Below are 25,630 nucleotides of genomic sequence, written 5' to 3'. Positions count from 1 at the left end.
GCCAACCAACTATCCTGATAGTGACGATGACTGATGACTCAAAAGCGACCCGGGAGCAACGCTGGCAGGAACGCCTGGCAGTGCCGGTTCTGGTCGCCGCACTCGTCTCGATCCCAGCAATCTTCCTCACCTTCCTCTCTGAGCCGTGGAGCGACGCCGGCAGAGTCATCAATCTCTTGTCCGGCTTGGTCCTCGTAGGTGAGACGCTCATACTCTTCCTCGTTACTCCTGACAAGAAGTCCTGGTTCAAACGGCACCTGTGGCTGATCGTGCTCACAGTTCTCGTGATCATCGGAGTCATCTTCGCCCTCGGCCCCGTGCAGCTGTTTCGCATCATTCGACTCGTCGGCGCATTACGTATTCTGCGTACAGGCAGAATCATCAAGGCCGGGCGACTACTCTCGGGACGCATCAGCGGCAGATGGAATCGTCTCGCAGCCCTGGGTGTCTCAATCCTGGTCGCGATCTTCGTCGCCGCCACTCTTGCCGATCCGAGTTCAACGGTCCGTGAGATCTTGCGCGGCGTCTTGCCCTTCGACTTCGGACCCATCGCGGTCATTGCCTCAGGGCTGATCCTGGCAGGCGCCACGTTCATCGTCCTCTTTGATCGCAACAGCAAAGACGAATTGGACGCAGAGCCTGGCAACGATGGCGGTCAGAGCTAAAGTCACCATCCGCCCGAGAATATTTACTTTAGATTGCCTAAAGTAAATATTGACGGCCACCTCGTGAGCTGAGGTTCGCAGCAAGCTGCACGAGAGGACGGCGCCCAGCGGAATCCGCGATAACTACGTGGCGGTCGCTGAGTCAGCCCTTGAAGTAGAAGCTCGAATGCGCCGCACACCGGGGGTTGAACGCCGCCGCGCACTCGGGACAAGCATCGGTACCCCGGTACGTGTCGATTGTCAGCTGCGTCCAGCACAAACCGCACAGGATCGCAGCCTGATCCCACTTCTCACGCGGCCATTGCTGGGCGGGATGATCGGTGGTCTCGCTGTGGCAGAGGTGGCACGGATAGTACCGGTCGCAGCACGCGAAGCGAATGGCGATGATGTCGAGCTCGGTCGCATAGTGGACACACCGCGTGTGCTCATCGACCGTTTTGCCATAGACCTGAGGAGACCGAGACATCCGACATCCACCTTCCCCTTATTGAGCCGCTGCCAGTACTCACTCTAATTGCCGACGCGACTCGTCCGAGTAGAGTGAAATCCCCCAACCGATGAGGATCCATGCCGCAGTCTGCCAAGTTCATCACCCCCTTCGCCGAGGTGGCCCTGAGCAACATCACCAGCAACTATCCGTACGCCGCCCACCACGTCGCCGGGTCACCTGCCGACATCGTCGAACCGCGGAAGAAGAATCCGGCCTTCGCGAACTCCTTCGACTGGCACTCCAGCGTGCACATGCACTACCTGCTCGTGACCCTACTGAGCACCGAGACCGCCCAAACGGCTCCGTGGCGCGACGAGGCCATCACGGTTCTCACCTCTCACCTGAGTGCTGAGAAACTTGCCGCCGAAGCGATGTTCCTCCGCGAGCACCCGACCTGGGAACGTCCCTATGGCTGGGCCTGGGCCGTCGAGCTCGTGCGTGCGCTTCGGGCCAGCGATGACCCGCAGTTGCGTGATCTGGCTCCCGACGCCGAGGTGCTCGCCCAGACAGTCTTCGACCTGACCGTGGCATGGCTGCCGAACATGCCCGAACCCGTCCGCCACGGAATCCACCCGAACACCGCGTTCGGCCTGCGGCGTATTCTGCTCGGCGCACGAGACTTCGGCCGACATGATGTCGTCGATGCGATCGCGGCGTCCGCTCGTCGCTGCTTCGCCGATGATCATGCCTGGAACTTCAGCCAGGAACGCAGCGGCCAGGACTTCCTCTCCCCTGGTCTGTGCGAGGCCGACCTTATGGCTGAGGTTCTCACCGCCGACGAGCTCGCCGTTTGGCTGCCAGACTTCCTCTCGGAACTGGCGCCGGAGTCCCCCGCGCTCTCCCCTGTCGAAGTGCTCGACCCCACGGACGGGTATCAGAGCCACCTCTATGGTCTCGGGCTCTCCGTTGCGGCCTCGATCATGCGCTTGGCCCCACGACTGCTGCAGATCGCCGAGGACTCAGGCAATCTGGACCTCGCTGACCGCACCAGGGGCTTCCTCACCCGAGTCGATACGCTCATGGCTCCCGGGCTCGAGGCGTCTGTGTCCGATGAGTACATGGCCTCACACTGGGTTGCGACTTTTGCGTGGGAAGTACTGGAGCTCAAGAAGGATTGAGATGGATAGGTACGGCAGGTGACCTGCGGACCCCAAAAGGCACGGGGGTCGTGTAAGTGTCTGCTCTCCACCCAAACCTGGTGGTCGACTATCGTCCAGAAGTTACTGCCACAGGAGCTTGGTGTTCCAACTCGCAGGGAAGCCCATGTCCAACTCCGGCGTGACTACACGATGTCCTTCGGGTGTGATTAGCGGGAGGCTGAAGGACAGGATGTGATCTCGAAACCTGGCAGGCCAATCACTCGGTTCAGAATGTGACCTAAGCATGAAGGCCAAGACGGCGGCATTTATATAGAGCCGCTTGCTCTCAGTTGAAGTGCGAGAATATCCAGGGGTTGAGACGTGGTCCAGCAATGGGCCAGCTGTGTGCCTGGGCGCGATCGACTGCGCGCGCTTGAAGTGTCGGTTGAAAAGCCGCGAGCCATGGGCGCAGTAGTTGCGCAAATCGGCGACTGCCCGGACGACTTTCCCGAACGGGGCGGGATGCATGAAGCCAAAATCATTGGCCACAGTCCGGGCATCAGCGGACTTCATCAGCTCGAAGAGATACGGCAAGCTCCCGAAACTGAGAAGTTCGGTTACGGCCCAGACCGGTAATGGTTGAGAGGGATATTTCGCTAGGTGATGAGCAACAAAGTCCTCTTCCGGCTTCGCACTTCCTATGGCTCTATCGACGGTGCGTTTCCAGGCCTGGAATTTAGTTTGAGGTGGCTTACTCCTGGGGATCAGCGTATTGCACTTCGCGGTGTCAAGGCAGTTTCGGTCTAAGTGCGCAGCCGGATCCAACCTGGCCAAAGCGTGCGCAATCGAAGCACGCAAGCGAATTTCGAAGTCCAAAGTCCCGTCTAGGCAGATGCGGGCCAACTTCATGTCGAACTCTTCAAGAGTTATGACATGATCGATGCTCGCCCCTGTCATGTACGTGGCAGCTCGGTATTCGCGCATTGCGGCATTGATCTGGTCGGCAGGCAGCAGCTCACGGAACACGTAGCGGTATGCTCCAGACCGGTGGTAGCCCACCCGAGTGAGGAAACCGAGGGCGCGTGCGTGATTCGGAATCTTCAGCCCAGCTTCAGCCAAGTCTGTAATCAGATCCTCGCGCTCTTTGAACGCTTTTGTGAAGTGCATGCAGCTCATTATCGCGCAAATGAAAATCGTCTCCTTGAGTCCGAGGACTCAGAGGGAGACGATGTCTGATGCCCCCAGCTTAGCACTCGGCGAAGGAATATTCACTCCGCCCACGGCCAACGCTGGTCACTCAGGAGGCGGAATCACCGGCAGTTCCGAGGTCATCTCGTCACGGGGAACAGCCTCGGCGCTGTCTGCCGTGTTCTCGACACCATGGTCGGCGGGCAGACCGGTCAGGCGGTCGGGCTTGAGGATCTCTTCGAGCTGGGTTCGGTCGAGGAGACCCTGCTTCACGACGAGGTCGGAGATCGGTTCATTCGTCGCCAGCGCCTGCTTGGCCAGCTGCGCGGCGGGCGCGTAGCCGATGACCGGGGCCAGAGCGGTGATGACGGTGACGGAACGGGCCACGGTGTCCTCAAGCGCCGCCTCGTTGGCGGTGATGCCGTTGACGCAGTTGACGCGGAAGGTCTGGCAGGCACGCTCGAGCCAGGTGATCGACTGGAACAGTGAGTGGGCGATGACCGGCTCGAAGGCGTTGAGCTGGAGTTGGCCGCCCTCGACAGCCATGGACACGGTGACGTCGGCTCCGGCGACCGAGTAGGCGACCTGGGAGACGGCCTCGGGGATGACGGGGTTGACCTTGCCGGGCATGATCGACGAGCCGGCCTGGCGGGCAGGCAGGTTGATCTCACCGAAGCCGGCCTGCGGTCCCGAGGACAGCAGGCGCAGGTCGTTGGCGATCTTCGACATCTTCAGGGCGCTGCGCTTCAGCGCCCCGGAGAAGGTGATGAAGACGCCGGTGTCGGAGGTGGATTCGACGAGGTCACCGGCGGTGACGAGCTCGAGTCCGGTGATGGTGCGCAGGTGCTTGATCACCGCTTCCTTGTACCCGACCGGGGCGTTGATCGCCGTTCCGATCGCGGTGGCGCCCATGTTGACCTCGCCGAGGAGGGCGACGGCGTCTTCGAGTCGCTGCACATCCTCGCGCAGGGTGGTGGCGAAGGCGTTGAATTCCTGTCCCAGGGTCATCGGCACCGCGTCCTGAAGCTGGGTGCGACCGACCTTGATGACGTGGGAGAACTCGCGACCCTTCGCGGCAAAGGCATCGGCTAGAAGCGTGAGTTCGCCGAGGAGGTTCTGCAGTGAGAAGGCCAGAGCAATCTTGATCGCCGTTGGGTAGGTGTCGTTCGTGGACTGGCTGTGGTTCGTGTGGTCATTGGGGTTGATGAACGAGTAGTCGCCCTTCACATGACCGCCGATCTCGAGGGCGCGGTTCGTGATCACTTCATTGGCGTTCATGTTCGTCGAAGTGCCAGCGCCGCCCTGGATCACGCCGACGGTGAACTCGTCGTGGAGCCGCCCGCCCTTGACCTCTTCACAGGCGGCGTCGATGAGGTTGGCTCGCTGTTCATCGAGCGCCCCGATCTCAAGGTTTGCCCGTGCTGCGGCCTGCTTGACGCACGCGAAGGCACGGACGAAGTCCGGATAGACGGAGACCGGGCGGCGGGCGATCGGGAAGTTCTCCATCGCTCGCGCCGTGTGCACACCCCAATACGCTGCAGCGGGGATCTCGAGGCTGCCGATCGAATCGGTCTCGGTACGGGTGGGTGCAGAAACGCTGTCGGTCACCGCTGGTGCCTTCTTTCGTCGTGAGGATGCGTCATGATCGCCGAGGTTGTCCCTCATTTCTCACGATACTGCGCGGTCGAGGAGGGCGTTATGATCTGGCTCATAGTCGCGGTACTTCCGCTGGATCTCGATCTGGGGATCTGCTCGTTCGAAGTTCACCCCTGCGAACTCTCGGCTCGCCCCGATCCCTAGAGCAGGCGCTCGCCGAGTGCTGAGAACGCTTGGTCTGCCTCAAGTCCTGTGTCATCGGGCAGTCGACCTGAGTGGATGCCGGAGATAGATTCTTCGATTCTCGTTGTGGAGAGGCGGAAGAAGCGTTTGGTGACTGCGACGACCAGTTGTTCCTTCATGGGCGCCACGGAATAAATCGTCGATTTGGAGCAGTGCATGCGACGGGTCACCTCGTCGACACTGATGGAGGTAAAGCCCCTTCTGGCAGGGAATGCCGCGCGGCTTCGGCGGCCGCATTCATCTCGGCTTGCTGAGTGTGGTCACCTTCGGGAGGCATTGAGTTATCGCCGGCAGAGGCAATGACCGTGCCGTCAGCGGAGACAACCATCGAAGCGAACGGGTGCCATCCACGGTTCTCCGCATCCGTCGCGAGGTCGATGCTCTGGCGCAGGAACGCCAAGTCCGCCTATGTAGGGTCGGTAGCACCCGGTGCGTCCACACCAGCCCGTCGCAACCATTCGGATTCCGATTTCGCGCTGATGGCTCGCTTCTTCGCGATTATGTAGCTGAAATACTCCTCCACGTTGAATGCCAGTGCGAGGAAGAAGAGGAGCAGGAACGGTGACATCGGCGTGTCGTCTGAGTCGAGGTTCAACAGGAAGAAGAACAGCGCTGCCGCTCCCATGACACCAGTGCTCCAGGCAGCCCGCTCGAAATATTTCGCCTTGATGGCCGGCAGAGCCTGCAAACTGACCACTTCTTCGTTCGCCAACGGACCTCCCTGTCATCAGGACAAAATTTCTTGCCGCTTCACGATGGTGGGTGTCAGGCCATCGTGGCTGATTGAATAGGGCAATCAACAGACGCAAATCCAAATGGCCGAGTCGTTTACTCTTGTATGCGCTTACGTCGTGAAATGTAGACGATGAAAAGTGCCACCCCGATCAGCACTGGAGCCAAAGCCCACATCGGGTAGCTGCCGGTAGTCAGCGTAAACAGGAATACGACGTTGATTAGGCCGCCAGTGATGACGAATACCCACGCGGCCGCCTTGATTGCCTTGTCCATAGATCTGACCTCCCATCTTTGCCTCGAGACTCGGATAATGGCGCATCAGGCTAGTGGAATGCTAGCCAGGATTCACCCTACGAGCTTCAGTTTGTCTCTACATTCGCAGCTATGTGCGTCGAGGCATTGTTCAACCGCTACAGCGATTCACCGACTGCGAAGTAGTAGAAGTAGTAAGAGGAGTGTGCCTTCCAGCTGCGGTTGAACGCGACCGAGCTTGCCGTGCATTCGTCCACTCCCAGAAAGGTCTCGATCGTCAACCGTCTGGCACGCACCGCAGAGAATAGCTGGCTGGCTCCACCCTTCACGAGGTCACTGCTGTGCGGGGTGCTCTGCACATTCGGCATGTTAGAGATGGCACGGATAGTACTGAACACAACAGTAGAAGCGGATAGCAGTGATGTCGAGCTTGGTCGAATAGTGCTCGCACCTGGTGTGGTCATCGACCGTTCAGCCGAATACCCGCGGTGATGTCGTCATCGTCTCTGCTCTACTGTTCCAGGAGCAGGTCAGGACACACAGTCGATGCAAAGCCCCCGCGCGGAGCACACAATATGGAATTCCAACAACCATTCCTGCCTTGGAGCGTTAACGCGAACTCGCGCGACCACTGCAATCATTCAACGCAGCGGCGACGGAAGAACCCCCGCCAAAGTGACACTCTCCAGGCTTATCTTGCTTGTACTCCTGTCGCTCTTCACAATCAGCATACTGACCATTCTCGGCATTGCAGATGTCACTTTAGCCACCGATGGCGCCGGATTCTCGGGTTCCACTGGCTGGTCGGGCTTGGCTTCGGTGCAATGTGGGTAGCATTCGCGTGCCCAGCCCTCATTGCATTGCTACCTGCGGTGGCATGGGTCAAACGTCGTTCGAACTCAAACGCTGAGTAATTGCGTTCAGTGACCCGTATGACGGTGAGAACGGATCCCAAAACCAAGGGCGTCGGCCTCAGCCTCGCTCGTAGACGACCTCTCCCGCCGACGCCGTCGAGTCCGCCAGAATCTCCCCAGATCCGCCACCGCAACCTTGAACGGGTCTCGGTCGAAGGCTGCGAAATGGGACTAATGCATGGTTTGGTGGCAGGTAATCTGGCTCGTCGACAGACAAGTCTGGAATTCAGACATTACTACCTTGGCCTACTGGGCGCTCCGACGACCATTTTTGCGTGCAAGCAGCCCACTCGCATTGAGCGTCGGCGAACGTGTAGCTAGGATAATTTGACCCTTGTGTCGCTCGTCCGCGAATCTTGACAGTCGATCTAGTTGGATACGACCCTTCACACACCATGCGTCTCGTGTCGTGAAGGTTCCCACCGAGACCACGAGTCGCTTACACCCCTACCAGCCCAAGACCCGACAAACTATCCGGGCATGTGACAATTCTTCCGTCAGCTCTGACAGTTTTCAGCAACAGGGTTGCCATGCAAACTAAGGCACAACGCAAACACAACACTCTCGGGAATGCCGTTGTGCAAAATACTTTTGGAATCACAGACCAGTGATATACTCATGCCATGACCAAGTCGGAACTTCTCACAGCAAGTCAAGCCTCATCGTGGCTCGGCGTTTCTCAATCTGTTGTCACTCGCCTTTCCAACAATGGCACCATCCCTTACCAGACCGTTGGAGCGAGGAAAGCTTACTCGACGGAAGACTTGGAAGACTACCTATACAAAGCGAACTTAACGCAAGCTCCACCAGACACACCGAGGGAATCTCAAGAAGTCCCGAATATTACCGCGATCTCTTTCTTCTCTGGAGCCGGAGGACTAGACCAAGGCCTGGAAAAGGCCGGGATACCCGTCCAACTGTACTGCGAAAATAACCGCGAATGCAGAATGACGCTATCAAAAAACCGCCCGGACGCTGGGCTAATTGGCGACATAAATAATGCAACCAAAGAAATGGTTCTCGAATTTGCAAACATCACTCCTGACCGAGGAATAGACCTAATGGTCGGAGGGCCGCCCTGCCAGGCATTCAGCACCGCCGGCGCGCGGCGCGCCTTCGCAGACGATCGCGGGAATATATTCTTAAAATACCTCGAGCTAGCCGACGAACTTCAGCCCAAATATCTTGTAATTGAAAATGTTAGAGGTTTGCTCTCAACTCCCTTCCCACTCAAGCCCGACACTCCACCAGTGAGAGGCGGAGCGTTATCTTTGATCCTAGAAAAACTGAAGACTATGCAATATAAAGTCTCTTTTAATCTATATAATTCGGCTAACTTTGGCGCCGCGCAGCTACGTGAACGTGTCATACTAATAGCCAAGCGAGAGGGTTCCGCTCCTCCTTATCTTCAACCCACTCACAGCAACGATCCGAAATGGGGCCTCCAGCCGTGGGTAACCTTCAATCAGGCGACTAAACACCTGCGCGACGTGCGGCACGAACACACACAGTTCCCTTCCAAACGGCTGGCTCTATTCGAACTACTTGAAGAAGGTCAATACTGGACGTCCCTACCGACAGACCTTCAAGAATCGGCTATGGGGAAGGCATACCATCTGTCGGGGGGCCGCACAGGATTCTATCGCCGGATCGACGGGAATCGCCCATCACCGACTCTTGTAACTAGCCCCACGATGCCTGCAACAGATCTGTGTCACCCTACTGAGCTTCGTCCATTGAGCGTGGAAGAGTACAAAGCAATACAAGGCTTCAACACCGACTGGTGGATTGCGGGCTCGGTTCCAGAAAAGTACAAGCAGATAGGAAATGCGGTGCCAGTGAAGCTGGGCCAGGCAATAGGGGAGCTTATCAAATCGGATATGGCCGGAGCCGCGCAGGCAGAATCAAAGCTGGGAACTAGTTTCCCATTCTCTCGCTACCGTGAAACTAGCGATATTTCCTGGAGAAACCCAAGATCTCACCAGGCACCACTAGGACAGACGGTCGCGTAGCAACACCAAATCGTCAATTGACTGCCCCAGGCCTCTCTCTTCAAGCATCTTGAATAGTTCGTTGACCAAGCGTACATGGCACCTGTCTCTAGCCATTCTTACTGCAGTGCCGTCGATCTCGCTTATCGGCATAAGTAAGCCAATTTCACTATCATAACCAGCAAGCCACTGCCAAAACTTCGTCCCTGTAATGTACCTGTACTCAAATCCAGCGATATCACGGTTCTCTCTTTGTATATCACTAGGAGAATATACTCGGATTTCATCTCTCGATTTCTTATCCCGAGCTATACACATTGCCACTTTAACTGGTTGGCCTGAAGCTCGCCTGCGGCTCTCGATCTCTTCTTTCCTCGTCCTTAGCCCTCGAAGCTCCTGGACAAAACTAGCCGAGTTGGTGGTATTAGTTTGACTTTTAAGCTCAAGCACCCAAACTACACCATCCCGCACTGTGGTTAAGTCACCGGTGTCGATCGTGTCATCCGAAATTTTGGCTAATATATTTTGCCAAGAAGTTCCCATGACAGTCTCTTCAGAAGAAGACTCTTTTGCATGGAAGGCTTCCAATATATAGTCGGCGGCCGTTTCGCAACCACGGGCGGCAAAGATGGTTACATCTTTATTGAGGAGATCTTTGACTTTAAGTTTGTCATACCATTCTATACGTTGCACCTGGTAGCTCTTGATGACCTCCAGGGCTATATCACGATGGCTCGACAATTCCTGTGGTACATGCGGCTTATCAATCATGAGGCCAGTGTACTGTGTCTACTGAAACTGCAGGGCATCACGTCTGGATATTTTTAGGTGAGCGCAGCACTCCATTGGACTCCCCAACCTTCGCATCGAATAAAATCAGAGCACCGGTTCCTCGCAGACGAGAGGCCCCCACTATCGCTGGCTGGTTCGTGGCGAACACTAGGCCTCTTCTGCTCATCGTTGTTCCGCACCTCTCGGATCTACCACTGCATTGAATATGCAATCACCTGGCTCCTGGTCACCGGAGCGATGCTTCCATTGCAGGAGCATTCATGGAGAAGGTTCTGAACCATTTTTCCGAAACACTCTCTCCCTCATTTTAGGAGCTGCTAGCATGAAGAATCATGTCAATGGTCTGCTGGAATTATAGTGGAATAGATTCGCCTTGCGGTTAGAGGCAACAGGCATTTGGTGCGATCTAATTCGTTCTGCCTGTGATTCTACCGTTATTGAATTTGTCCGGGCGTCTGGATCACGACTCGTGCGCATCATTCAACACACTCTCGGTATCCCCGCCCAGCTGCGGAGCCGGAACCGCGCCAGCCGCCGGAGACCCAGCAAACTGCAACGGCACCCTCGGAGCTAAAACTCGCCCGACCCCCGGCTGATCAATCTCTCCGAACAGCGGGTTCTCCAACGAGCACCAAGGATCGTTGTTGACGAGCTCCTCGAATGTCTGGAACTCACCCTGCAGCACGCCGGCATCGGCCAACACTGAAGCAGCCTCGGCGGCAGTGTGCGCAGCGAACCATGGGCGCACCACTGCGTCGATGGCTTCGCGAGCTTCGAACCGACCGCCTTCGGTGTTCAGATCAACATCGAGCAGCGGCCCGATCATCTCGAGCTTCTCGCTCAGCCCCGTCGCCTTCCCCAGCCCGCGCCAGTGCTTGTTCGAGATGACGGCAACCATGATCTCGCGACCATCCGACGTCGCAAACGACTGCCCATAGGCACCATAGAGTCCATTGCCCAGCGGCCCACGCGTCTTCCCTGTCGACTGCACCTCGGCGATGTAGCCGAGGTTGCCGACGGTCGCGAGCATGACATCCGAGAGCGCCAAGGTGATCTCCTGGCCCTTGCCTGAGGAACGCCGTTCCAATTCGGCGGCGATGATCCCATTGGAAATGTAGAGTCCCGCAGCGACATCCCAGGCCGGCAGAGCATTATTGACTGGACGCTCGTCATCACCGGTGATGATCGGGAACCCGCTGGCCGCATTGATCGTGTAGTCCACGGCCGGCTTCCCATCATGGGAGCCACTCAAGCGCAGCATGACGAGATCTTCGCGATGCTGGACGAGATTGTCATAGCTCAACCATCCACGGGCGGGCAGGTTCGTCACCAAGGTGCCCGCCTCGGCGATGAGGTCGGTCGCGATCTTCTGTCCCTCTTCGGACTTGAGATCCAGGGTGACCGAGCGTTTGCCCTTATTCAGGCTCGCCCAATAGATCGACGTCCCGTCATCACTGATCGGCCACCGATTGGCGTCGATGTTGCCGCCGATCGGGTCGATGCGGATGACGTCCGCGCCCAACTGTGCCAGGGTCATCGCGCCCAGAGGGGCTGCGATGAATGCGGAGATCTCGACGACTTTCAGTCCGGCCAGTGGTGCCGATCGTGTCTCTGACATGGGTGCTCCTCAGCTTTCGGTAGTCGTCACTGTTGCCGCGATCGCGGTCTTGCCGTCGGGTCCAATGGCTTCGAGTTCATGGGTGTTCGCTCCGGTGCTGCGACCGACGAGGTGGATCTGCTCGTTCGCAAACAGGGGTGACTTCGCTCGGAAGTCGTATGTCGCGATCGTGGACTCCGGGTGGTTCTTCATGAATGCGTCCAAGAGCAGTGTGGCTGTCAGCGGGCCGTGTGTCACCAGCCCAGGATACCCTTCGACCTCGGTGACATACGGGTGGTCGTAGTGGATGCGGTGGGAGTTGAACGTCAGTGCCGAGTAGCGGAAGAGCATGACTTCGTTGGGCCGCACCGAGCGCACCCAGTCCCATCCTTCGGGGGCAGGTGTATCTGCCCGAGCTGGTGCTGCGGCGGATCCTTCGGGCGCCGAGGTGGCTTCCCGGTAGACGATCGTGTGCCGATCCGTTGTCGCCAGGACTCCGTCGGCGGAGACTTCGTGGCGCAGCACGACGAAGCAGAGGGTACCGCTGCCGCCGGTCTTCTCCGTGATCGATTCGATGGTCGTCGTCCGCGAAAGCTTCTGCCCGGCGAGGATGGGGGAATGGAACTGCAGCTTACTGCCAGCCCACATGCGCCGAGGTAGTCCGACCGGTGGCATGAAGCCGCCGAGCTTCACGTGTCCATCGTTGCCCAGTTCACTCATCGGCACGTCGTCTTCGGCGAAGTGCAGCCAATGTCCCAATGGGAACAGCGTCGCTGGCTCGGTCGACGACGATACGTCCTGCTCAAGCAGCGTGGCTAAGCGTGCCGCACTGACTCCCGAGGCGATGTCCTCTTCCGTGTGGGACCGGCCCACCCAGTCCTGCAGATTGATTTCAGTCATGTCAACGTCCTAACAGTTCATCTGAAATGATGCGCATCTGGATCTCCGAGGACCCTTCGAAGATCTTCGTCAACCTGGCGTCCCGCCAGTGCCGTTCGACCGCGAAGTCCTTCGTGTATCCGGCACCACCATGGATCTGCACCGCCTCCGAGGTGACCTTCTCCGCCATCTCGGCAGCGAGGTATTTGACCATCGCCGCTTCCTTGTCGCAGCGTGCACCAGAATCGATCTGCGTGCACACGTGATACATCAACGCCCGGCTGGCTTCGATCTGCGCGGCCATGTCGGCAACCTTGAACCGCAGATGCTGGAAGTCAGCCAAGGGGTGACCGAACTGGACCCGCTGCTTCAAGTACGCGATCGAATCCTCCAGGGCCGCCTGTGCGAGACCGATCGACCGAGCGGCAGTATGCGCACGCCCGACCTCGAGCCCGGACACGGCCTGGTAGAAGCCCCGCTCTTCCTCACCCAGCAGTGCGTCTGCTGGAAGGTGGAAGTCGTCGAAGTTGAGATCCCAGGTCTTCCACCCGAAATACCCGATCTTCTTCACAGCAGTCCCCGACATGCCTGCGGGGAACTCACCGCGGTTCTTCTCGACGAGGAATGCCGAGATTCCACGGTGACGTTTCTCTTCGTCGGTCGAGGTGCGGGCGAAGAGGATGATGTAGTCGGCCTGATCGGCAAACGTGCACCACATCTTCGTGCCGTTGATGACCCACCCACCGTCATCAGCACGGGTGGCCTTGCACCGAATATTCGCAACATCCGACCCAGCCTCGGCCTCGGAGAGGGCAAAGGCGCCGAGGTATTCACCGGTCGCGACCTTCGGCAGCAGACGAGCTTCCTGTTCGGGTGAGAATCCACCGCCCATCCCATTGCCGCGAGCCAACAGGCCACCAACGGACATCCAGGCTCTGGAGAGCTCTTCGGCAACGAGGCAGTACTCGAAGACGCCGAGCCCGAGGCCCCCGTATTCTTCGGGGATGAGAATCCCGAAGAACCCCATGTCCGCCATCTGCTTGATGAACCACTCCGGGAACTGACCCTCCACGGGGTCGAGTTCATTGGCGAGCGGCAGGACAACATCGCGGGCGAACTCTCGAGCCAGCTGCTGGATCTCCAGCCGGTCCTCGGTCATGAAGTGCGGAGTATTCGGCCTAGGCCTGGGCTTATGCGTCATAGTGAGACTCCTTCTCAGGCCTTGTTGCGGCCGATGAGCTGCTTGGCGATGACGCCGAGCTGGATTTCGTTGGTGCCCTCGCCGACGATCATCAGCGGAGCATCACGGTAGTAGCGTTCGACGTCGTACTCGGTGGAGTATCCGTAACCGCCATGGACACGGATAGCGTCAAGGGCCACCTCGGCGGCCATCTCTGAGGCGTAATACTTGGCCATGCCGGCCTCCATGTCCACGCGATCACCGGAATCATAGGTGCGAGCGGTGTGGAGGACGAGCTGACGGGCGGCCTCGAGCTTCGTGGCCATCTTCGCGAGCTGATTGCCCACAGCCTGGTGCTTCCAGATGGGCTTGCCCATGGACTCGCGTTCCTGGGAGTACTTCACCGCGTCATTGAGGGCAGCCTGGGCCACGCCGAGTGAGCGGGAGGCCACCTGGATGCGGCCGATCTCCAGGCCCTTCATCATCTGCTTGAAGCCCACGCCCTCCTTCTCACCGAGCAGCTGGGACTGCGGCTGGCGCAGATTCTCGAACACGAGCTCGCAGGTCTCCACACCCTTGTAGCCGAGCTTCGAGAGGTTCTTCGACACGGTGAAGCCCTCGGCCTTTTCGACGAGGATGATCGAGATGCCCTTGTGGCGAGGTTCGGCCGTGGGGTCGGTCTTGACGAGCAGGGCGATGAGGTCGGACTTGCGGGCGTTGGTGATCCAGGTCTTCGACCCGTTGATGACGTAGTCCTCGCCGTCCTTGGTCGCGACGGTGCGCATGGCCTGCAGGTCGGAGCCGCCGCCGGGTTCGGTCAGGGCCATCGTCGCGCGCAGTTCACCGGTGGCCATGCGCGGCAGGTATTTGTCCTTCTGCTCGGCCGTGCCGTATTCGGCGATGAGCTTGGCCACGACGGTGTGCCCGCCCATGGCACCGGCTAAGGACATCCACCCGCGGGCCAGTTCCTGCGTGATGAGCGCATAGGCCTCGGTCGAGACTTTGCCGTCGCCCCAGGGCTCGTCGATCGCGAGTCCGTAGATGCCCATGTCCTTCATGGTCTGGATCCACTTCTCCGGATATTCGTCGGCATGCTCGACCCGGTTGACGTGGGGTTTGACGTCGTGGTCGATGAACTCGGCGACCGTGTCGATCATCATCTGCTCTTCGCTGCTGACTGCCATCTCGAAGTCCTTTTCCTCTGCTGCTGAAGTTGTGATTGTCTGCCTCGCCGAGGTGGCCCGACGTGGCCGTGTTCGTGGTGGTCCGTGGCCGGTTCAGTCCAGCCGGGCGCCGTCCTTGGCTGTTCTCGTCCGCCCGAGCCCGATCGTCGTATCCGGTCCAGTGCTGTCGAAGAAGTCGTTGCCCTTGTCGTCGGTGATGATGAAGGCTGGGAAGTCCTCAACTGTGATCCGCCAGACGGCTTCCATACCGAGGTCCTCCATGTCGAGGACTTCGACCTCGGTGATGCAGTCCTGGGCCAGACGTGCCGCGGGCCCGCCGATGGAGCCGAGGTAGAACCCGCCGAATTCCGCACAGGAGTCTTTGACCTGCGCCGAGCGGTTGCCCTTGGCGAGCATGATCATCGACCCGCCGGCCTCCTGGAACTGGCGCACGTAGGTGTCCATCCGTGAAGCGGTGGTCGGTCCAAACGATCCCGAGGGCATTCCTTCGGGAGTCTTGGCCGGTCCCGCGTAGTAGATGGGGTGGTCCTTAAAGTAGTCGGGCAGCTCCCCGCCGGCATTGAGGCGTTCGCGCAGGTTGGCGTGGACGATGTCTCGGGCGACGATCATCGTGCCTGACACTGAAAGCCTGTCCCCTACGGCCAGCTGGCTCAGCTGGGACTGGAGTTCGGGCATCGGCCGGTCGAGGTCGACGGCGGTGACGTTGCCGGATTCGATCTCATCGACGCGACCCATCGACGGCAGGAACCGAGCCGGATCGTGTTCGAGTTCTTCGATGAAGACACCGTCTGCGTTGATGCGGGCAATGATCTGCCGGTCGGCCGAGCAGCTGACGGCGATCGCGATCGGCAGTGACCCGTTGTGGCGGGGCAGCCTCACGACGCGCACGTCGTGGCAGAAGTACTTGCCACCGAACTGCGCGCCGAAGCCGAGCGTCTGGGTCAGCTTGAACACGGTGTCTTCGAAGTCCGTGTCGCGGAACCCATGGCCCAGCCTCGAGTCACCGGTGGTGGGCAGGTCGTCGAGGTAATGGGCGCTGGCGAGCTTCGCGGTCTTGAGCGTGAACTCCGCCGAGGGTCCGCCGATGACGACTGCCAGGTGGTAGGGCGGGCAGGCAGCGGTGCCCAGGGTGGAGATCTTCTCGGCGAGGAATTCGAGCATCGAGTCCTCGTTGAGCACGGCCTTCGTCTCCTGGTAGAGGAAGGACTTGTTCGCACTTCCCCCGCCCTTGGCCATGAACAGCAGCTCGTAGTCATCGGCCGGGCTCAACCCCACTTCGATCTGCGCGGGCAGGTTGGTGCCCGTGTTCTTCTCCTCGAAGAGGCTGACCGGGGCGAGCTGGGAGTAGCGGAGGTTGAGCTCCTCATAGGCCCGGTGGATGCCGGCCGAGAGATATTTGGCGTCGTCACCGTCGGTGAGCACATTGGGTCCGCGTTTAGCGGAGACGATCGCGGTTCCGGTGTCCTGGCACATGGGCAGGATCTCCCCGGCCGAGACCGAGGCGTTCTGCAGCAGGTCGAGTGCGACGAAGACATCGTTGGCGCTGGCTTCCGGATCGTCGATGATCGCGCGCAGGCTGGCCAGGTGATCGGTGCGCAGGTAGTGGGAGACCTCTTTGAACGCGACCTCGGCGAGGCCGGTCAGCGTCGACGGCGCCACCTGCAGGAATGACCTCGGCTGGCCAGCCACCTCGGCGTGCACCGTTTCGACTCCGTCGATGTCGAGGCGCCGCATGGCCGGGCCATCACCGTGTGTGGGCAGCAACGGGGTATACGCAAAGGCCGGTGTTGTGTCAGGTTGTTCGGCCATGGTGATCAGATGGCTCCTTCACGATGGAGTTCGGCAACCTTCTCAGGACTGAATCCCAGATCGCCGAGGATGGTGTCCGTATGGTCTCCAACATCGGGAATCGGATCCATCCGAGGTTCGACCCCGGACATCTCGACCGGAGGCACGAGCATCGAAATCGGCCCGACCGGGGAGCCGACGTCCTGCCAGCGGTCACGCTCGACCAGCTGGGGGTGATCGGCGATCTCAGTCATGTCCCGCTGCCGCGAGTGTGCGACCTTGGCGGTTTCGAGGAGCTCGTCGCATTGCGCGCCGGTGAAGTCGGCGAAGACTGCTTCGATGATGGTTTGCAGCTCATCGCGGTGGGCGTAGCGGTGGGCTGCCCGATCGAAGCGTTCGTCGGTGACCATGTCGTCACGGCCCAGGACCTGGGTGGCGAAGCTCTTCCATTCGCGTTCATTCTGAATCGCGAGCATAATCTGGGTGCCGTCACCGCAGGTGAACGCACCATAGGGGGCGATGGCCGCATGGGAGGTCCCTGCCCGGGTGGGGCGGGTGCCGCTGCCGTGGGTGAAGTAGAGGGGGTAGCCCATCCATTCGACGAGGGAGTCGAAGAGGCTGATTTGGAGGGTGGCGCCTTCGCCTGTCTTCTCACGGTTGAACAGGGCGGTGAGGATGCCGGAATAGGTGTACATGCCGGCGGAGATGTCCGCCGTTGAGATCCCCGTCTTCGCGGGGTGATCCTCGGTCCCTGTCACGGAGACCAATCCTGCTTCGGCCTGCACAAGTGCATCGTATGCCTTGGCGTTCTTGTACGGCCCGTCTGGTCCGTATCCGGAGATCGAGGCGTAGATGAGTCGGTCATTGGTCCCGCGCAGGTCATCGGCGCCGAAGCCCAAGCGTTCGGCGGCTCCGGGGGCGAAGTTCTGGATGAACACGTCGGCCTCGGCGACGAGGCTCTTGAGAATCGCTTTGCCCTGCGGGTGCTTGAGGTCGAGGCTCAGGCTCTCCTTGTTGCGGTTGAGCCATACGAAGTGGCTTGCCATGCCGTTGACGGTGGTGTCGTAGCCGCGGGCGAAGTCTCCGGTTCCGGGGCGCTCGATCTTGATCACGCGCGCACCCAGATCGGCGAGCTGCCTGGAGGCGAACGGTGCCGCCACGGCCTGCTCGCAGCTGATGACGCTGATACCGGACAACGGAAGTTCGGCGTGCACGGGGCCTCCACAACGAGATTTCATAAGCTTTCCACGATAGAATACATCATTCTCTGGATCATGCATTATTCACGCTGAAACCTTGCAGCGGGATACACTTCACGAAGCGAAGGCAATTGGCGAGGCACGACGAGCGGCGACGGAAGGCTGTGGAGTGGAGCAGGAATCAGCATCGACGAAGCGGGACAAGATCGTCCTGGGCCTGCGTCGGAAGATCCTCGGCCGCGAGCTCGAACGCGGCGAACGACTGCGTCAGGACGAGGTCGCCGAATGGTTCAAGGCCTCGATCACTCCTGTCCGCGAAGCCTTGCGCATCCTCGAATCCGAAGGCCTCGTATCCTCCGAGGCCCATCGCGGCGTGCGCGTGGCCGGCGTCGACGTCGACCGCCTCAAATCTCTCTTCGTCACACGCAAACTGACCGAGACCTTCGCCATCGCCCGCGCCACGACCCGGATCTCCCGTCACGAGCTGCGCCAGGCCGAGAAGCTCCTCGAGGCACTGGACTCCGCCAGCGAAGAGGGCGATGCCATGGGCCGCAACACCCGCAACGAGGAGTTCCACTTCTTCTTCTACGATCGGTGCGGACTCCCGGCCCTGCGCGATGACATCGCCACCCGGTGGCGGGCCTTTCCCTGGGATCTCACCCTCGACAGTTCGGACCGACTCAATCAGGTCCACAGTGAGCACCAGGCCATCGTCGATGCTGTGAAACGCATCGATCCGGACGCTGCGGCGAAGCACCTCGGCGATCACATCACCAATGGATTCCTGCGCCTGGCCGAGTCCACGGCCGGTGAGCCGATCTCCGACCCCTTCGATTTCGACGCGGACTGAGCAGCCCCACTCCCCCGTTCTCTGTATCCATCGCCCTTGGATTCCCACATCTCAAGAAATAATGCATTCCTTGGTAGATAATATTGGAAATCGACTGATTCTCGTCTAAGCTCAAATCGTTTGACTCCTTGTGTGACTCAGCGCACCGCCAAGGCACGTTGCCGTGCATTGTGCAGCAGACTGCGATGTCTGCACTGGTCACCTCGGAGACTGACATGACACTGGTCTCGATTACTGGAGCTGACGATGACGTCGATACGACGACCCAGGTGGAAACCGCTGGTTGCCTGCCTGTCGATCTGCCTGCTGGCCCTGAGCGGGTGCAATCCCGCGCGCAGCGGCAAGCAGGAGAAGTTCGAACTGCGCTTCGCCCATGTGACTTCGACGAGCACGCCGAAGGGACTCGCCGCTGACTTCTTCGCCAAGCAGATCGAAGAGAAGTCCGATGGCCGCATCCAGGTCGAGGTGTTCCCGAACTCGGAACTCTACGGCGGCAAGGACGAGATGCAGGCGCTGCAGTCCAACGCCGTGCAGATGCTCGCCCCGGCGAGCGCGAAGTTCACGACGATCGCGCCGAGCCTGCAGGTTCTCGACTTGCCGTTCATTTTCGATCACCCGGATGAGATCCCGGAGATCGTCAGTCCCGACACCGAGATCGGCAAGGCCATCTACGCTAACCCCGACCTCGAGGCCAATGGACTGAAGGTTCTGGGCCTGTGGGATTCGGGAATGAAGCAGATCCATTCGAACAATGCGACGCTGTCCCCGGATGACATGAAGGGCAAGAAGTATCGCATCCAACCTTCGGACGTGCTGCGCACTCAGTTCGAGACCTGGGGCGGAATCCCGTCGCCCCTGGCCTTCGCGGAGGTCTACAACGGACTTCAGCAGGGACTCATCGACGGTGGTGAGAACACATACTCGAACATCGAGTCGCAGAAGATGCACACCGTCCAGAAGTACGTCACCGAACTCAATCACGGTTACATCGGCTACATCCTCACCGTGAACAAGCGCTGGTATGACGAACTGCCCGATGACCTGCAGGCCGTCGTCGACGAATCTGCCGATGAAGCCTCCGAGTTCAACCGCAAGGAAGCACAGAAGGTCAACGCGGAATCCAAGCGGCTCATCGAGGAGTCCGGGGGCACGAAGATCGTGGTGCCCACGAAGGAAGAACGTCAGTCGTTCAAGGACATGGTCGTGCCATCCGAGTACGAGAAGTACAGCGATGTCATCGGACCTGAGGTCGTCGACGAGCTCCTGCAGCGCGACAAGGAACGTGAGTGACGATGAAGACCTTCGACAAGTATCTGAGCCGGGTCGAGAACTTCCTGGCCGGCGCCAGTCTCATCGGCGCCACAGCACTCGCGGTCTTCGCAGTGCTCCTGCGCAATATCACCGGAGACGTGCTCTTCTGGTCCGAAGAGGCCATCATCTATCTCATCATCTGCTCGACCTTCTTCGGTGCGGTCGTGACCCTGCGCCACAACGAGCACGTGGCCGTGGACATCATGCCGACGCTGCTCAAGGGCAAGAAGAAGAAGTTCTTCGTCGTCCTCGGCGGCCTGATGACTCTCATCTATGCGGGCTTCATCGCCTACCTGTCCTGGGCACTGATCAGCGAACCCTTCTCGCGCACGACGATCACCCCGGCGCTCAAGCTGCCGCTGTGGGTCGTCGAACTCTCACTGGCGATCGGCATGACGCTGTTCTTCATCCGCGCCGCCGAAATGCTCATCCGAGCGATCAAGGCCCCGGCCGAAGAGCTCGACAAGGACGTGTTCGCTGAGGAAGCCGCGGCAGTCGGCATCGACGTGAAGGATGTCGCCATCGATGACGACGACGATTCGAAGGAAGGGGATCGCTGATGCTCGAAGCAACATTCGTTCTCATTGCAGTCCTCATTCTGCTGCTCGTCACCTCGGCGCCCATTGCGGTGGCCCTGGGCCTGACCAGCCTCGTCTACTTCTACTACTTCACGCTCATCCCGATGACCCAGGTCTCGGAACGGCTCTTCAACGCTCTGAACTCGTTCCCGCTGATGGCGATTCCGTTCTTCATCCTCGCGGCCAACATCATGTCCCGCGGTGGAATCTCGCGGCGACTGACCGACTTCGGTGCCGCCATGGTCGGCCACCTGCGCGGGGGCATGGCGATCACCACGGTGCTTGCGTGCATGTTCTTCGCCGCCGTCTCCGGCTCATCACCGGCCACGGTCGTCGCCGTCGGTGCGCTGATGATCCCGGCCATGATCAAGAACGGATACCCGAAGGAATTCTCCACGGGACTCGTGGCCACCTCGGGGTCCTTGGGCATTCTCATCCCGCCGTCGATTCCGCTCATCGTCTTCGGCATCGCCACAGAGCAGAACATCGGCGACCTGTTCCTCGCCGGCATCCTGCCGGGCATCCTCGCCGGCGTCATGCTGCTGGGCATGGCCGTGTTCGTGGCCTGGAAGAACGGTTACGGCAACGCCGGGGAAGGCTTCCGGATATCCAATGTGGACAAGCTCAAGGCATTCCGCGACGCGATCCTCGCCTTGGCCCTGCCGTTCCTGGTCCTGGGTGGAATCTACTCAGGCTGGTTCACCCCCACCGAGGCGGCGGCCGTCGCGGTCGCCTACTCACTGGTGGTGTCCCTGGTCATCTACCGCGAGATCAAGATCTCGCAGCTGTGGGAAGTCACGCTCTCATCCGTGAAAACCTCGGCGATGGTCATGTTCATCATCGCCAACGGCATCCTCTTCACCTTCGTCCTCGCCAGTGAGCGGATCCCAGGGTCGATCTCGGAGACGATCACAGCTTGGGACCTGCAGCCCTGGCAGTTCCTCATCCTCGTCAACATCCTGCTGCTGTTCGTGGGCTGTGTGATGGAGACGTCGTCGGCGATCCTCATCCTCGCCCCGATCCTGCTGCCGATCGCCATGGAGCTGGGCATCGACCCGATCCACTTCGGCATCATCGTCGTGATGAACCTGGAGATCGGCATGATCACGCCGCCGCTGGGACTCAACCTGTTCGTGGCTTCCGGCATGTCGGGTATGAGCGTAATGAAGGTCGCCAAGGCAGCCATCCCGAGTGCATTGGTGCTGCTGGCTGCTCTGGCGCTGGTGACGTTCGTTCCGTTCTTCGCCACGGCATTCGTGGGTTCGTAGGGCCCGAGGACGTAGGGCCCGAGGACGATCGATCACTTGTGGTGCAGGTGGCCAGTTTGCAAACTGGCCACCTGCACCACAAGTGTTCAGTGGTCATAGAAGCGTGGCGAGAGTCGTCACCTCGTCGCAGCACCCACCCACAGCGCGCTGCCAGCTTTCATCTGGATAATCGTAGTCAGCCGCCTACATGCAGACTTCCGGAAGGAACATGGACGACTATCGAAGTCCCGGCTGGGACATCATTGGCAGTATCAGACCTCAGCAACACCCCGCGCGGGCAGGTGAACTCCGTTGACCTGGCTTCTCTCGCTTCTCATCGGCCTGCTCGTCGTCCTGCTCATCACAGTGGCCACCGGCTACTTCGTGGCCCAGGAATTCGCCTATATGGCCGTCGACCGTTCTCGCCTGGCTGCCCGGTCGGCCGCCGGTGACAAAGCCGCCGAGCGCGCTCAATCGATCACTCGCCGCACCTCGTTTATGCTCTCCGGTGCTCAGCTGGGTATCACCGTCACCGGGCTGCTGGTCGGCTATGTCGCCGAACCCCTCATCGGCACTGCCGTCGGTGAGGCCCTCGGCGGGACCGCGATCCCCACCGGCACCGGAGTCGTCATCGGCACTGTGCTCGCCCTGGTCGTGGCGACGATCATCCAGATGGTCTTCGGTGAACTGTTTCCGAAGAACCTCGCGATCGCCCGGCCTGAGCCCCTGGCTATCTGGCTTGCGCGATCGACTGCGATCTATCTCGCCGTATTCGGTTGGCTCATCACGATCTTCGACAAGGCTTCGAACGCCCTGCTCAAGGTCCTCGGGATCGAACCTGTCCACGATGTCGACCACTCCGCGACCCGTCGCGATCTCAAACATATCGTCGCGGACTCACGACAGAGTGGGGATCTCGTCGACGAAGATTCCCTTATCCTCGACCGCATCCTCGACTTCCCACAACAGAGCGTCGACCACGCCACCGTGCCCCGCTCACGGGTCGACGTCATCCGCGAGGACACGCCGCTGCATCAGGTGCGAACTCTCATGCAGACCGGTCATTCCCGGTACCCGGTACTCAACGACGCCGAGGAAGTGGTGGGCACGATCGATCTCCTCGACGTCCTCTCCGCCGCTGACGGAGACGATCTGCGTCCCTTGCTCAAATCGCCGGTCTTCGTTCCCGAGTCCCTGCCCCTGCCCGACGCCGTGCGCACCTTGACTGAGAACCGGGCCCAGATGGGCTGCGTCGTCGATGAGTACGGAGGGTTCTCCGGCATCGTCACGGTCGAGGACCTCGGCGAGGAACTCGTCGGTGACATCGTCGACGAACACGATGAGGCGATCGAGGAGATCGTCGCAGATGATGACGGCACCTGGACGGCTCCGGGGGCGATGCCCCTCGACGAGCTCTCCCGCGCGCTCGAACGCGACCTGCCCGCCACCTCGGCGCAGACGCTTTCAGGCCTTGTCATCGAAGAGGCCAAGGGCTTCCCCGAGGTCGGTGACCGGATCGAGATCACCTTGCCGGTCGACCCAGCCGAGCTCGCCGGCACACGAGCGCCGAGTCCGGTCAGGCTCACCGTCGACGTCCTCGAGGTGTCCTCCCATGTACCCTCCCAGCTGCGGATCGGAATCGAGGTTCAGCGATGAGCAACCCCTGGGTCATCGTCACCCTCACTGTCCTCTTCATCGGCCTCAGCGCGTTCTTCGTCTCCGTGGAATTCGCCCTCATCGCCGCCAAACGCCACCGGCTGGAAGATGCAGCGGCCGACAGCCGCTCGGCCAGAGCGGCGCTGCGCAGCTCCACCGAGCTCTCCGTCCTCCTCGCCGGTTCCCAGCTGGGCATCACGGCGTGCACACTGGCACTGGGTGCGATCACGAAGCCCGCGGTTCATCATTGGATCACGCCGGTCGCCGAGGCTCTGGGTCTGCCCCTGTGGATCGCCGACCTCACCGGATTCATCCTCGCCCTCATCATCGTCACGTTCCTCCATCTCGTCGTCGGTGAGATGGCCCCGAAGTCGTGGGCTGTGGCCCACCCGGAGCGCTCCGCGATCTTACTCGCGCTTCCAATGCGGGCGTTCATGTTCCTCACCCGGCCCCTGCTCCACGTGCTCAACAACGCGGCCAACGCCTGCCTGCGACTCGTCGGCGTCGAACCCGTCGACGAGGTCGATCAGGGCCACACCTCTGATGACCTGCGCGAGCTGCTGCGCCATTCGGCGCAGGCGGGGACTATCGAACGGGAGTCCTCGGATGCACTGCTCGGTGCTCTCGAGCTGACTCAGCTCAGCCTCGGCGAACTGGTGGCGAAGCAGGGGAAACTGACTGCCGTCGGCCCGCAGGCGACAGCGGACACAGTGCGAGAGGCCGCGCGCCGCGATCGCCACCGACGCGTCCTCGTGCACACAGCGTCTGGGCAACCACCGACTCACGTGGTCCATGTCCGCGATGTGCTCGGTCTCGATGGCGGGGACACCGTCACCGAGGTGGCTCGCTCGGTCGAGGTCCTGCCCGCAACGATGACCGTCGGTCGCGCCTTCGGTGCAATGAAGGATGCAGGAACACAGCTGGCACTGGTCGAGCGATCTGATGGCAGCCATGCGGTGGTCACAGTCACCGACGTGCTCAGCTATCTGCTCGCCTCAGATGGTTCCGGCAGGCGTGGTGCCGGATCCTAAGAGCTGACCTGCTTCAGCGTCGCAGTCGGGAAGAACCTGAAGTTCGGCATGAGCACATCGTTGCTGAGACTCAGCCTGTTCGTCACCTTCGGGATGTTGGGCATGAGCGTGATGAGCGTTGCGAAAGCCGCGATCCCCAGTGCCCTGGTGCTCCTGGCTGCCCTGACCCTCCGACCCAGATCAACCAGCTGTCGAGCAGGTAACGAATTGAGAACTTAATCAAGACACTCCAGCTCATTGATCTAACTACCTCATATGATCCAGCCATGCACAAAATGATCCTCTGGTCGATCAGCAAATTGGGGCAACGCGGAAGGCACCGAACATGCGAGCAAACCCAATGAAGGGACTGATGCAGGGTTAGGTGACATCTAATCTGGCTTGTTCATAGGCAAGCCTGAAAGGATAGACACCATGCCACAGCCCTACCCGAAAGAATTCCGCGACGACGTCATCCGCGTCGTCCAGACCAGGGATTCCAAGACGACGATCGGACAGATCGCCAAGGACTTCGGAGTCCACGAAGGCACCATCAACAAATGGCTCCGCCAAGCAGAAGTCGATGCCGGCAACAAACCCGGCAACACCAGCGACGAGTCCGCCGAACTACGAGAGATGCGTCGGCGTAATCGTCTGCTTGAGCAGGAGAACGAGGTCCTGCGCCGCGCGGCCGCGTATCTGTCACAGGCGAATCTGCCGTCAAAAGGCTCTACCCGCTCGTGAGAGAGCTCGCCGTCGACGGGATCCCCGTCGCGGTGTCGTGCCGGGTACTGAAGCTCTCGCGTCAGCCCTACTACCGGTGGCTGGCCGTCCCTGTTCCTGGGGCCGATGTCATCGAGGCGTATCGGGCCAACGCCTTATTCGACGCCCACCGCGATGACCCTGAGTTCGGGTACCGGTACCTCGCCGACGAAGCCGAAGCGAATGGCCAGCCCATGGCAGTGCGCACCGCATGGCGACTGTGTTCAGGCAACGCCTGGTTCTCCGCCTTCGGCAAGGGCCGGGCCAAGAACGGGAAGAGGCCGGGACCACCCGTCCACGACGATCTGTGCGCGGTTGTCGATGCCGATGGGAAGACCCGGCACGAGTTTCGAGCTGATGGCCCGAACCAGCTGTGGTTGACCGACATTGTGCGCCACGAGGCGCTGTTGAACCGAGTGGAGGTGAGAGACCACCACCGCCTGG

At 60.2% G+C, this 25,630-nt stretch carries 25 protein-coding genes and 1 pseudogene; 11 read left to right on the top strand and 15 right to left on the bottom strand.

The annotated features are described in order from the left end of the window. Nucleotides 1-26: 26 nt before the first annotated feature. Nucleotides 27-665: a hypothetical protein gene (locus INT40_RS15450; protein WP_009883487.1), complete on the top strand. Its 639-nt coding sequence runs from the start codon at nt 27-29 to the stop codon at nt 663-665. A gap of 142 nt (nt 666-807) precedes the next feature. Here INT40_RS15450 and INT40_RS15445 read toward each other — a convergent pair whose 3' ends face one another. Then, complete coding sequence (locus INT40_RS15445; protein ID WP_193096454.1) at nt 808-1,131, bottom strand: CHY zinc finger protein; 324 nt, start codon at nt 1,129-1,131, stop codon at nt 808-810. A 101-nt stretch (nt 1,132-1,232) separates the two neighbouring features. Here INT40_RS15445 and INT40_RS15440 point away from each other — a divergent pair, with 101 nt between their 5' ends. Then, nucleotides 1,233-2,273: a DUF2891 family protein gene (locus INT40_RS15440; RefSeq protein WP_193096453.1), complete on the top strand. Its 1,041-nt coding sequence runs from the start codon at nt 1,233-1,235 to the stop codon at nt 2,271-2,273. Between the two features lie 102 nt (nt 2,274-2,375). Here INT40_RS15440 and INT40_RS15435 read toward each other — a convergent pair whose 3' ends face one another. The 7 genes from INT40_RS15435 to INT40_RS20715 all read right to left on the bottom strand — a co-directional run bounded on the left by INT40_RS15435 (nt 2,376) and on the right by INT40_RS20715 (nt 6,616). Further along, on the bottom strand, nt 2,376-3,401 hold the full coding sequence (locus tag INT40_RS15435; protein WP_193096452.1) for an Abi family protein: 1,026 nt from the start codon (nt 3,399-3,401) through the stop codon (nt 2,376-2,378). Nucleotides 3,402-3,527: 126 nt separating this feature from the next. After that, complete coding sequence (locus INT40_RS15430; RefSeq protein WP_226831472.1) at nt 3,528-5,087, bottom strand: aspartate ammonia-lyase; 1,560 nt, start codon at nt 5,085-5,087, stop codon at nt 3,528-3,530. Nucleotides 5,088-5,218: 131 nt separating this feature from the next. Beyond that, nucleotides 5,219-5,380 carry a hypothetical protein gene (locus INT40_RS15425; RefSeq protein WP_164514354.1) on the bottom strand — a complete coding sequence of 54 codons (162 nt, stop codon included), beginning with the start codon at nt 5,378-5,380 and terminating at the stop codon, nt 5,219-5,221. Between the two features lie 47 nt (nt 5,381-5,427). Further along, nucleotides 5,428-5,661, bottom strand: coding sequence for a hypothetical protein (locus INT40_RS21390; RefSeq protein WP_125187634.1), 234 nt, complete (start codon nt 5,659-5,661; stop codon nt 5,428-5,430). Between the two features lie 6 nt (nt 5,662-5,667). Next, nucleotides 5,668-5,973, bottom strand: coding sequence for a hypothetical protein (locus tag INT40_RS15415; protein ID WP_125187633.1), 306 nt, complete (start codon nt 5,971-5,973; stop codon nt 5,668-5,670). Nucleotides 5,974-6,089: 116 nt separating this feature from the next. Then, nucleotides 6,090-6,269: a hypothetical protein gene (locus INT40_RS15410; RefSeq protein WP_125187632.1), complete on the bottom strand. Its 180-nt coding sequence runs from the start codon at nt 6,267-6,269 to the stop codon at nt 6,090-6,092. 137 nt (nt 6,270-6,406) lie between these two features. Continuing rightward, nucleotides 6,407-6,616, bottom strand: a complete 210-nt coding sequence (locus INT40_RS20715; RefSeq protein WP_206426721.1) for a hypothetical protein — start codon at nt 6,614-6,616, stop codon at nt 6,407-6,409. Nucleotides 6,617-7,785: 1,169 nt separating this feature from the next. On the opposite strand from INT40_RS20715, the gene INT40_RS15400 reads away from it, so the two are divergent. Beyond that, nucleotides 7,786-9,174, top strand: coding sequence for a DNA cytosine methyltransferase (locus INT40_RS15400; protein WP_193096451.1), 1,389 nt, complete (start codon nt 7,786-7,788; stop codon nt 9,172-9,174). Here the strand turns inward: INT40_RS15400 and INT40_RS15395 are convergent. The 7 genes from INT40_RS15395 to INT40_RS15365 form a co-directional block, all read right to left on the bottom strand. After that, nucleotides 9,154-9,924 carry a PmeII family type II restriction endonuclease gene (locus INT40_RS15395; protein ID WP_125187628.1) on the bottom strand — a complete coding sequence of 257 codons (771 nt, stop codon included), beginning with the start codon at nt 9,922-9,924 and terminating at the stop codon, nt 9,154-9,156. The genes INT40_RS15400 and INT40_RS15395 overlap by 21 nt on opposite strands. A gap of 481 nt (nt 9,925-10,405) precedes the next feature. Further along, nucleotides 10,406-11,563 (bottom strand): CoA transferase, encoded by a 1,158-nt coding sequence (locus tag INT40_RS15390; protein WP_193096450.1) that lies wholly within the window; start codon nt 11,561-11,563, stop codon nt 10,406-10,408. Between the two features lie 9 nt (nt 11,564-11,572). Beyond that, nucleotides 11,573-12,442 carry a MaoC family dehydratase N-terminal domain-containing protein gene (locus INT40_RS15385; protein WP_193096449.1) on the bottom strand — a complete coding sequence of 290 codons (870 nt, stop codon included), beginning with the start codon at nt 12,440-12,442 and terminating at the stop codon, nt 11,573-11,575. Nucleotide 12,443: 1 nt separating this feature from the next. Then, nucleotides 12,444-13,622, bottom strand: a complete 1,179-nt coding sequence (locus INT40_RS15380; protein WP_193096448.1) for an acyl-CoA dehydrogenase family protein — start codon at nt 13,620-13,622, stop codon at nt 12,444-12,446. Between the two features lie 14 nt (nt 13,623-13,636). After that, nucleotides 13,637-14,785: an acyl-CoA dehydrogenase family protein gene (locus INT40_RS15375; RefSeq protein ID WP_193096447.1), complete on the bottom strand. Its 1,149-nt coding sequence runs from the start codon at nt 14,783-14,785 to the stop codon at nt 13,637-13,639. A gap of 93 nt (nt 14,786-14,878) precedes the next feature. Next, nucleotides 14,879-16,594 (bottom strand): FumA C-terminus/TtdB family hydratase beta subunit, encoded by a 1,716-nt coding sequence (locus INT40_RS15370; protein WP_193073223.1) that lies wholly within the window; start codon nt 16,592-16,594, stop codon nt 14,879-14,881. Nucleotides 16,595-16,599: 5 nt separating this feature from the next. After that, nucleotides 16,600-17,787 (bottom strand): CaiB/BaiF CoA-transferase family protein, encoded by a 1,188-nt coding sequence (locus tag INT40_RS15365; RefSeq protein ID WP_319020948.1) that lies wholly within the window; start codon nt 17,785-17,787, stop codon nt 16,600-16,602. A gap of 154 nt (nt 17,788-17,941) precedes the next feature. On the opposite strand from INT40_RS15365, the gene INT40_RS15360 reads away from it, so the two are divergent. The 8 genes and pseudogenes from INT40_RS15360 to INT40_RS15325 all read left to right on the top strand — a co-directional run. Beyond that, the gene (locus INT40_RS15360; protein WP_164743140.1) at nt 17,942-18,622 is read left to right on the top strand and encodes a GntR family transcriptional regulator; all 681 of its coding nucleotides are present in this window, start codon (nt 17,942-17,944) and stop codon (nt 18,620-18,622) included. Nucleotides 18,623-18,868: 246 nt separating this feature from the next. Next, the gene (locus tag INT40_RS15355; protein WP_193073219.1) at nt 18,869-19,912 is read left to right on the top strand and encodes a TRAP transporter substrate-binding protein; all 1,044 of its coding nucleotides are present in this window, start codon (nt 18,869-18,871) and stop codon (nt 19,910-19,912) included. 2 nt (nt 19,913-19,914) lie between these two features. Continuing rightward, nucleotides 19,915-20,493 carry a TRAP transporter small permease gene (locus tag INT40_RS15350; protein WP_226831482.1) on the top strand — a complete coding sequence of 193 codons (579 nt, stop codon included), beginning with the start codon at nt 19,915-19,917 and terminating at the stop codon, nt 20,491-20,493. After that, nucleotides 20,493-21,779 (top strand): TRAP transporter large permease, encoded by a 1,287-nt coding sequence (locus INT40_RS15345; protein ID WP_193073216.1) that lies wholly within the window; start codon nt 20,493-20,495, stop codon nt 21,777-21,779. The genes INT40_RS15350 and INT40_RS15345 overlap by 1 nt, the downstream gene beginning before the upstream one ends. Nucleotides 21,780-22,070: 291 nt before the next feature. Next, the gene (locus INT40_RS15340) at nt 22,071-23,414 is read left to right on the top strand and encodes a hemolysin family protein (protein ID WP_193073215.1); all 1,344 of its coding nucleotides are present in this window, start codon (nt 22,071-22,073) and stop codon (nt 23,412-23,414) included. Further along, nucleotides 23,411-24,445, top strand: a complete 1,035-nt coding sequence (locus INT40_RS15335; RefSeq protein ID WP_193073213.1) for a CNNM domain-containing protein — start codon at nt 23,411-23,413, stop codon at nt 24,443-24,445. The genes INT40_RS15340 and INT40_RS15335 overlap by 4 nt, the downstream gene beginning before the upstream one ends. Before the next feature lie 414 nt (nt 24,446-24,859). Next, nucleotides 24,860-25,168 (top strand): IS3 family transposase, encoded by a 309-nt coding sequence (locus INT40_RS20710; protein ID WP_009885298.1) that lies wholly within the window; start codon nt 24,860-24,862, stop codon nt 25,166-25,168. Next, a pseudogene (locus INT40_RS15325) lies at nt 25,165-25,630 on the top strand (hypothetical protein); the annotation flags it as partial. The gene INT40_RS20710 and the pseudogene INT40_RS15325, both read left to right, overlap by 4 nt.

Origin of the sequence: Brevibacterium sp. FME17, from assembly GCF_014897515.1 — a bacterium.
In the GTDB taxonomy this organism is placed as follows: Bacteria; Actinomycetota; Actinomycetes; order Actinomycetales; family Brevibacteriaceae; genus Brevibacterium.
The sequence above is the reverse complement of the archived record's forward strand: the minus strand, read 5'-3'. Positions and strand labels throughout refer to the sequence as shown.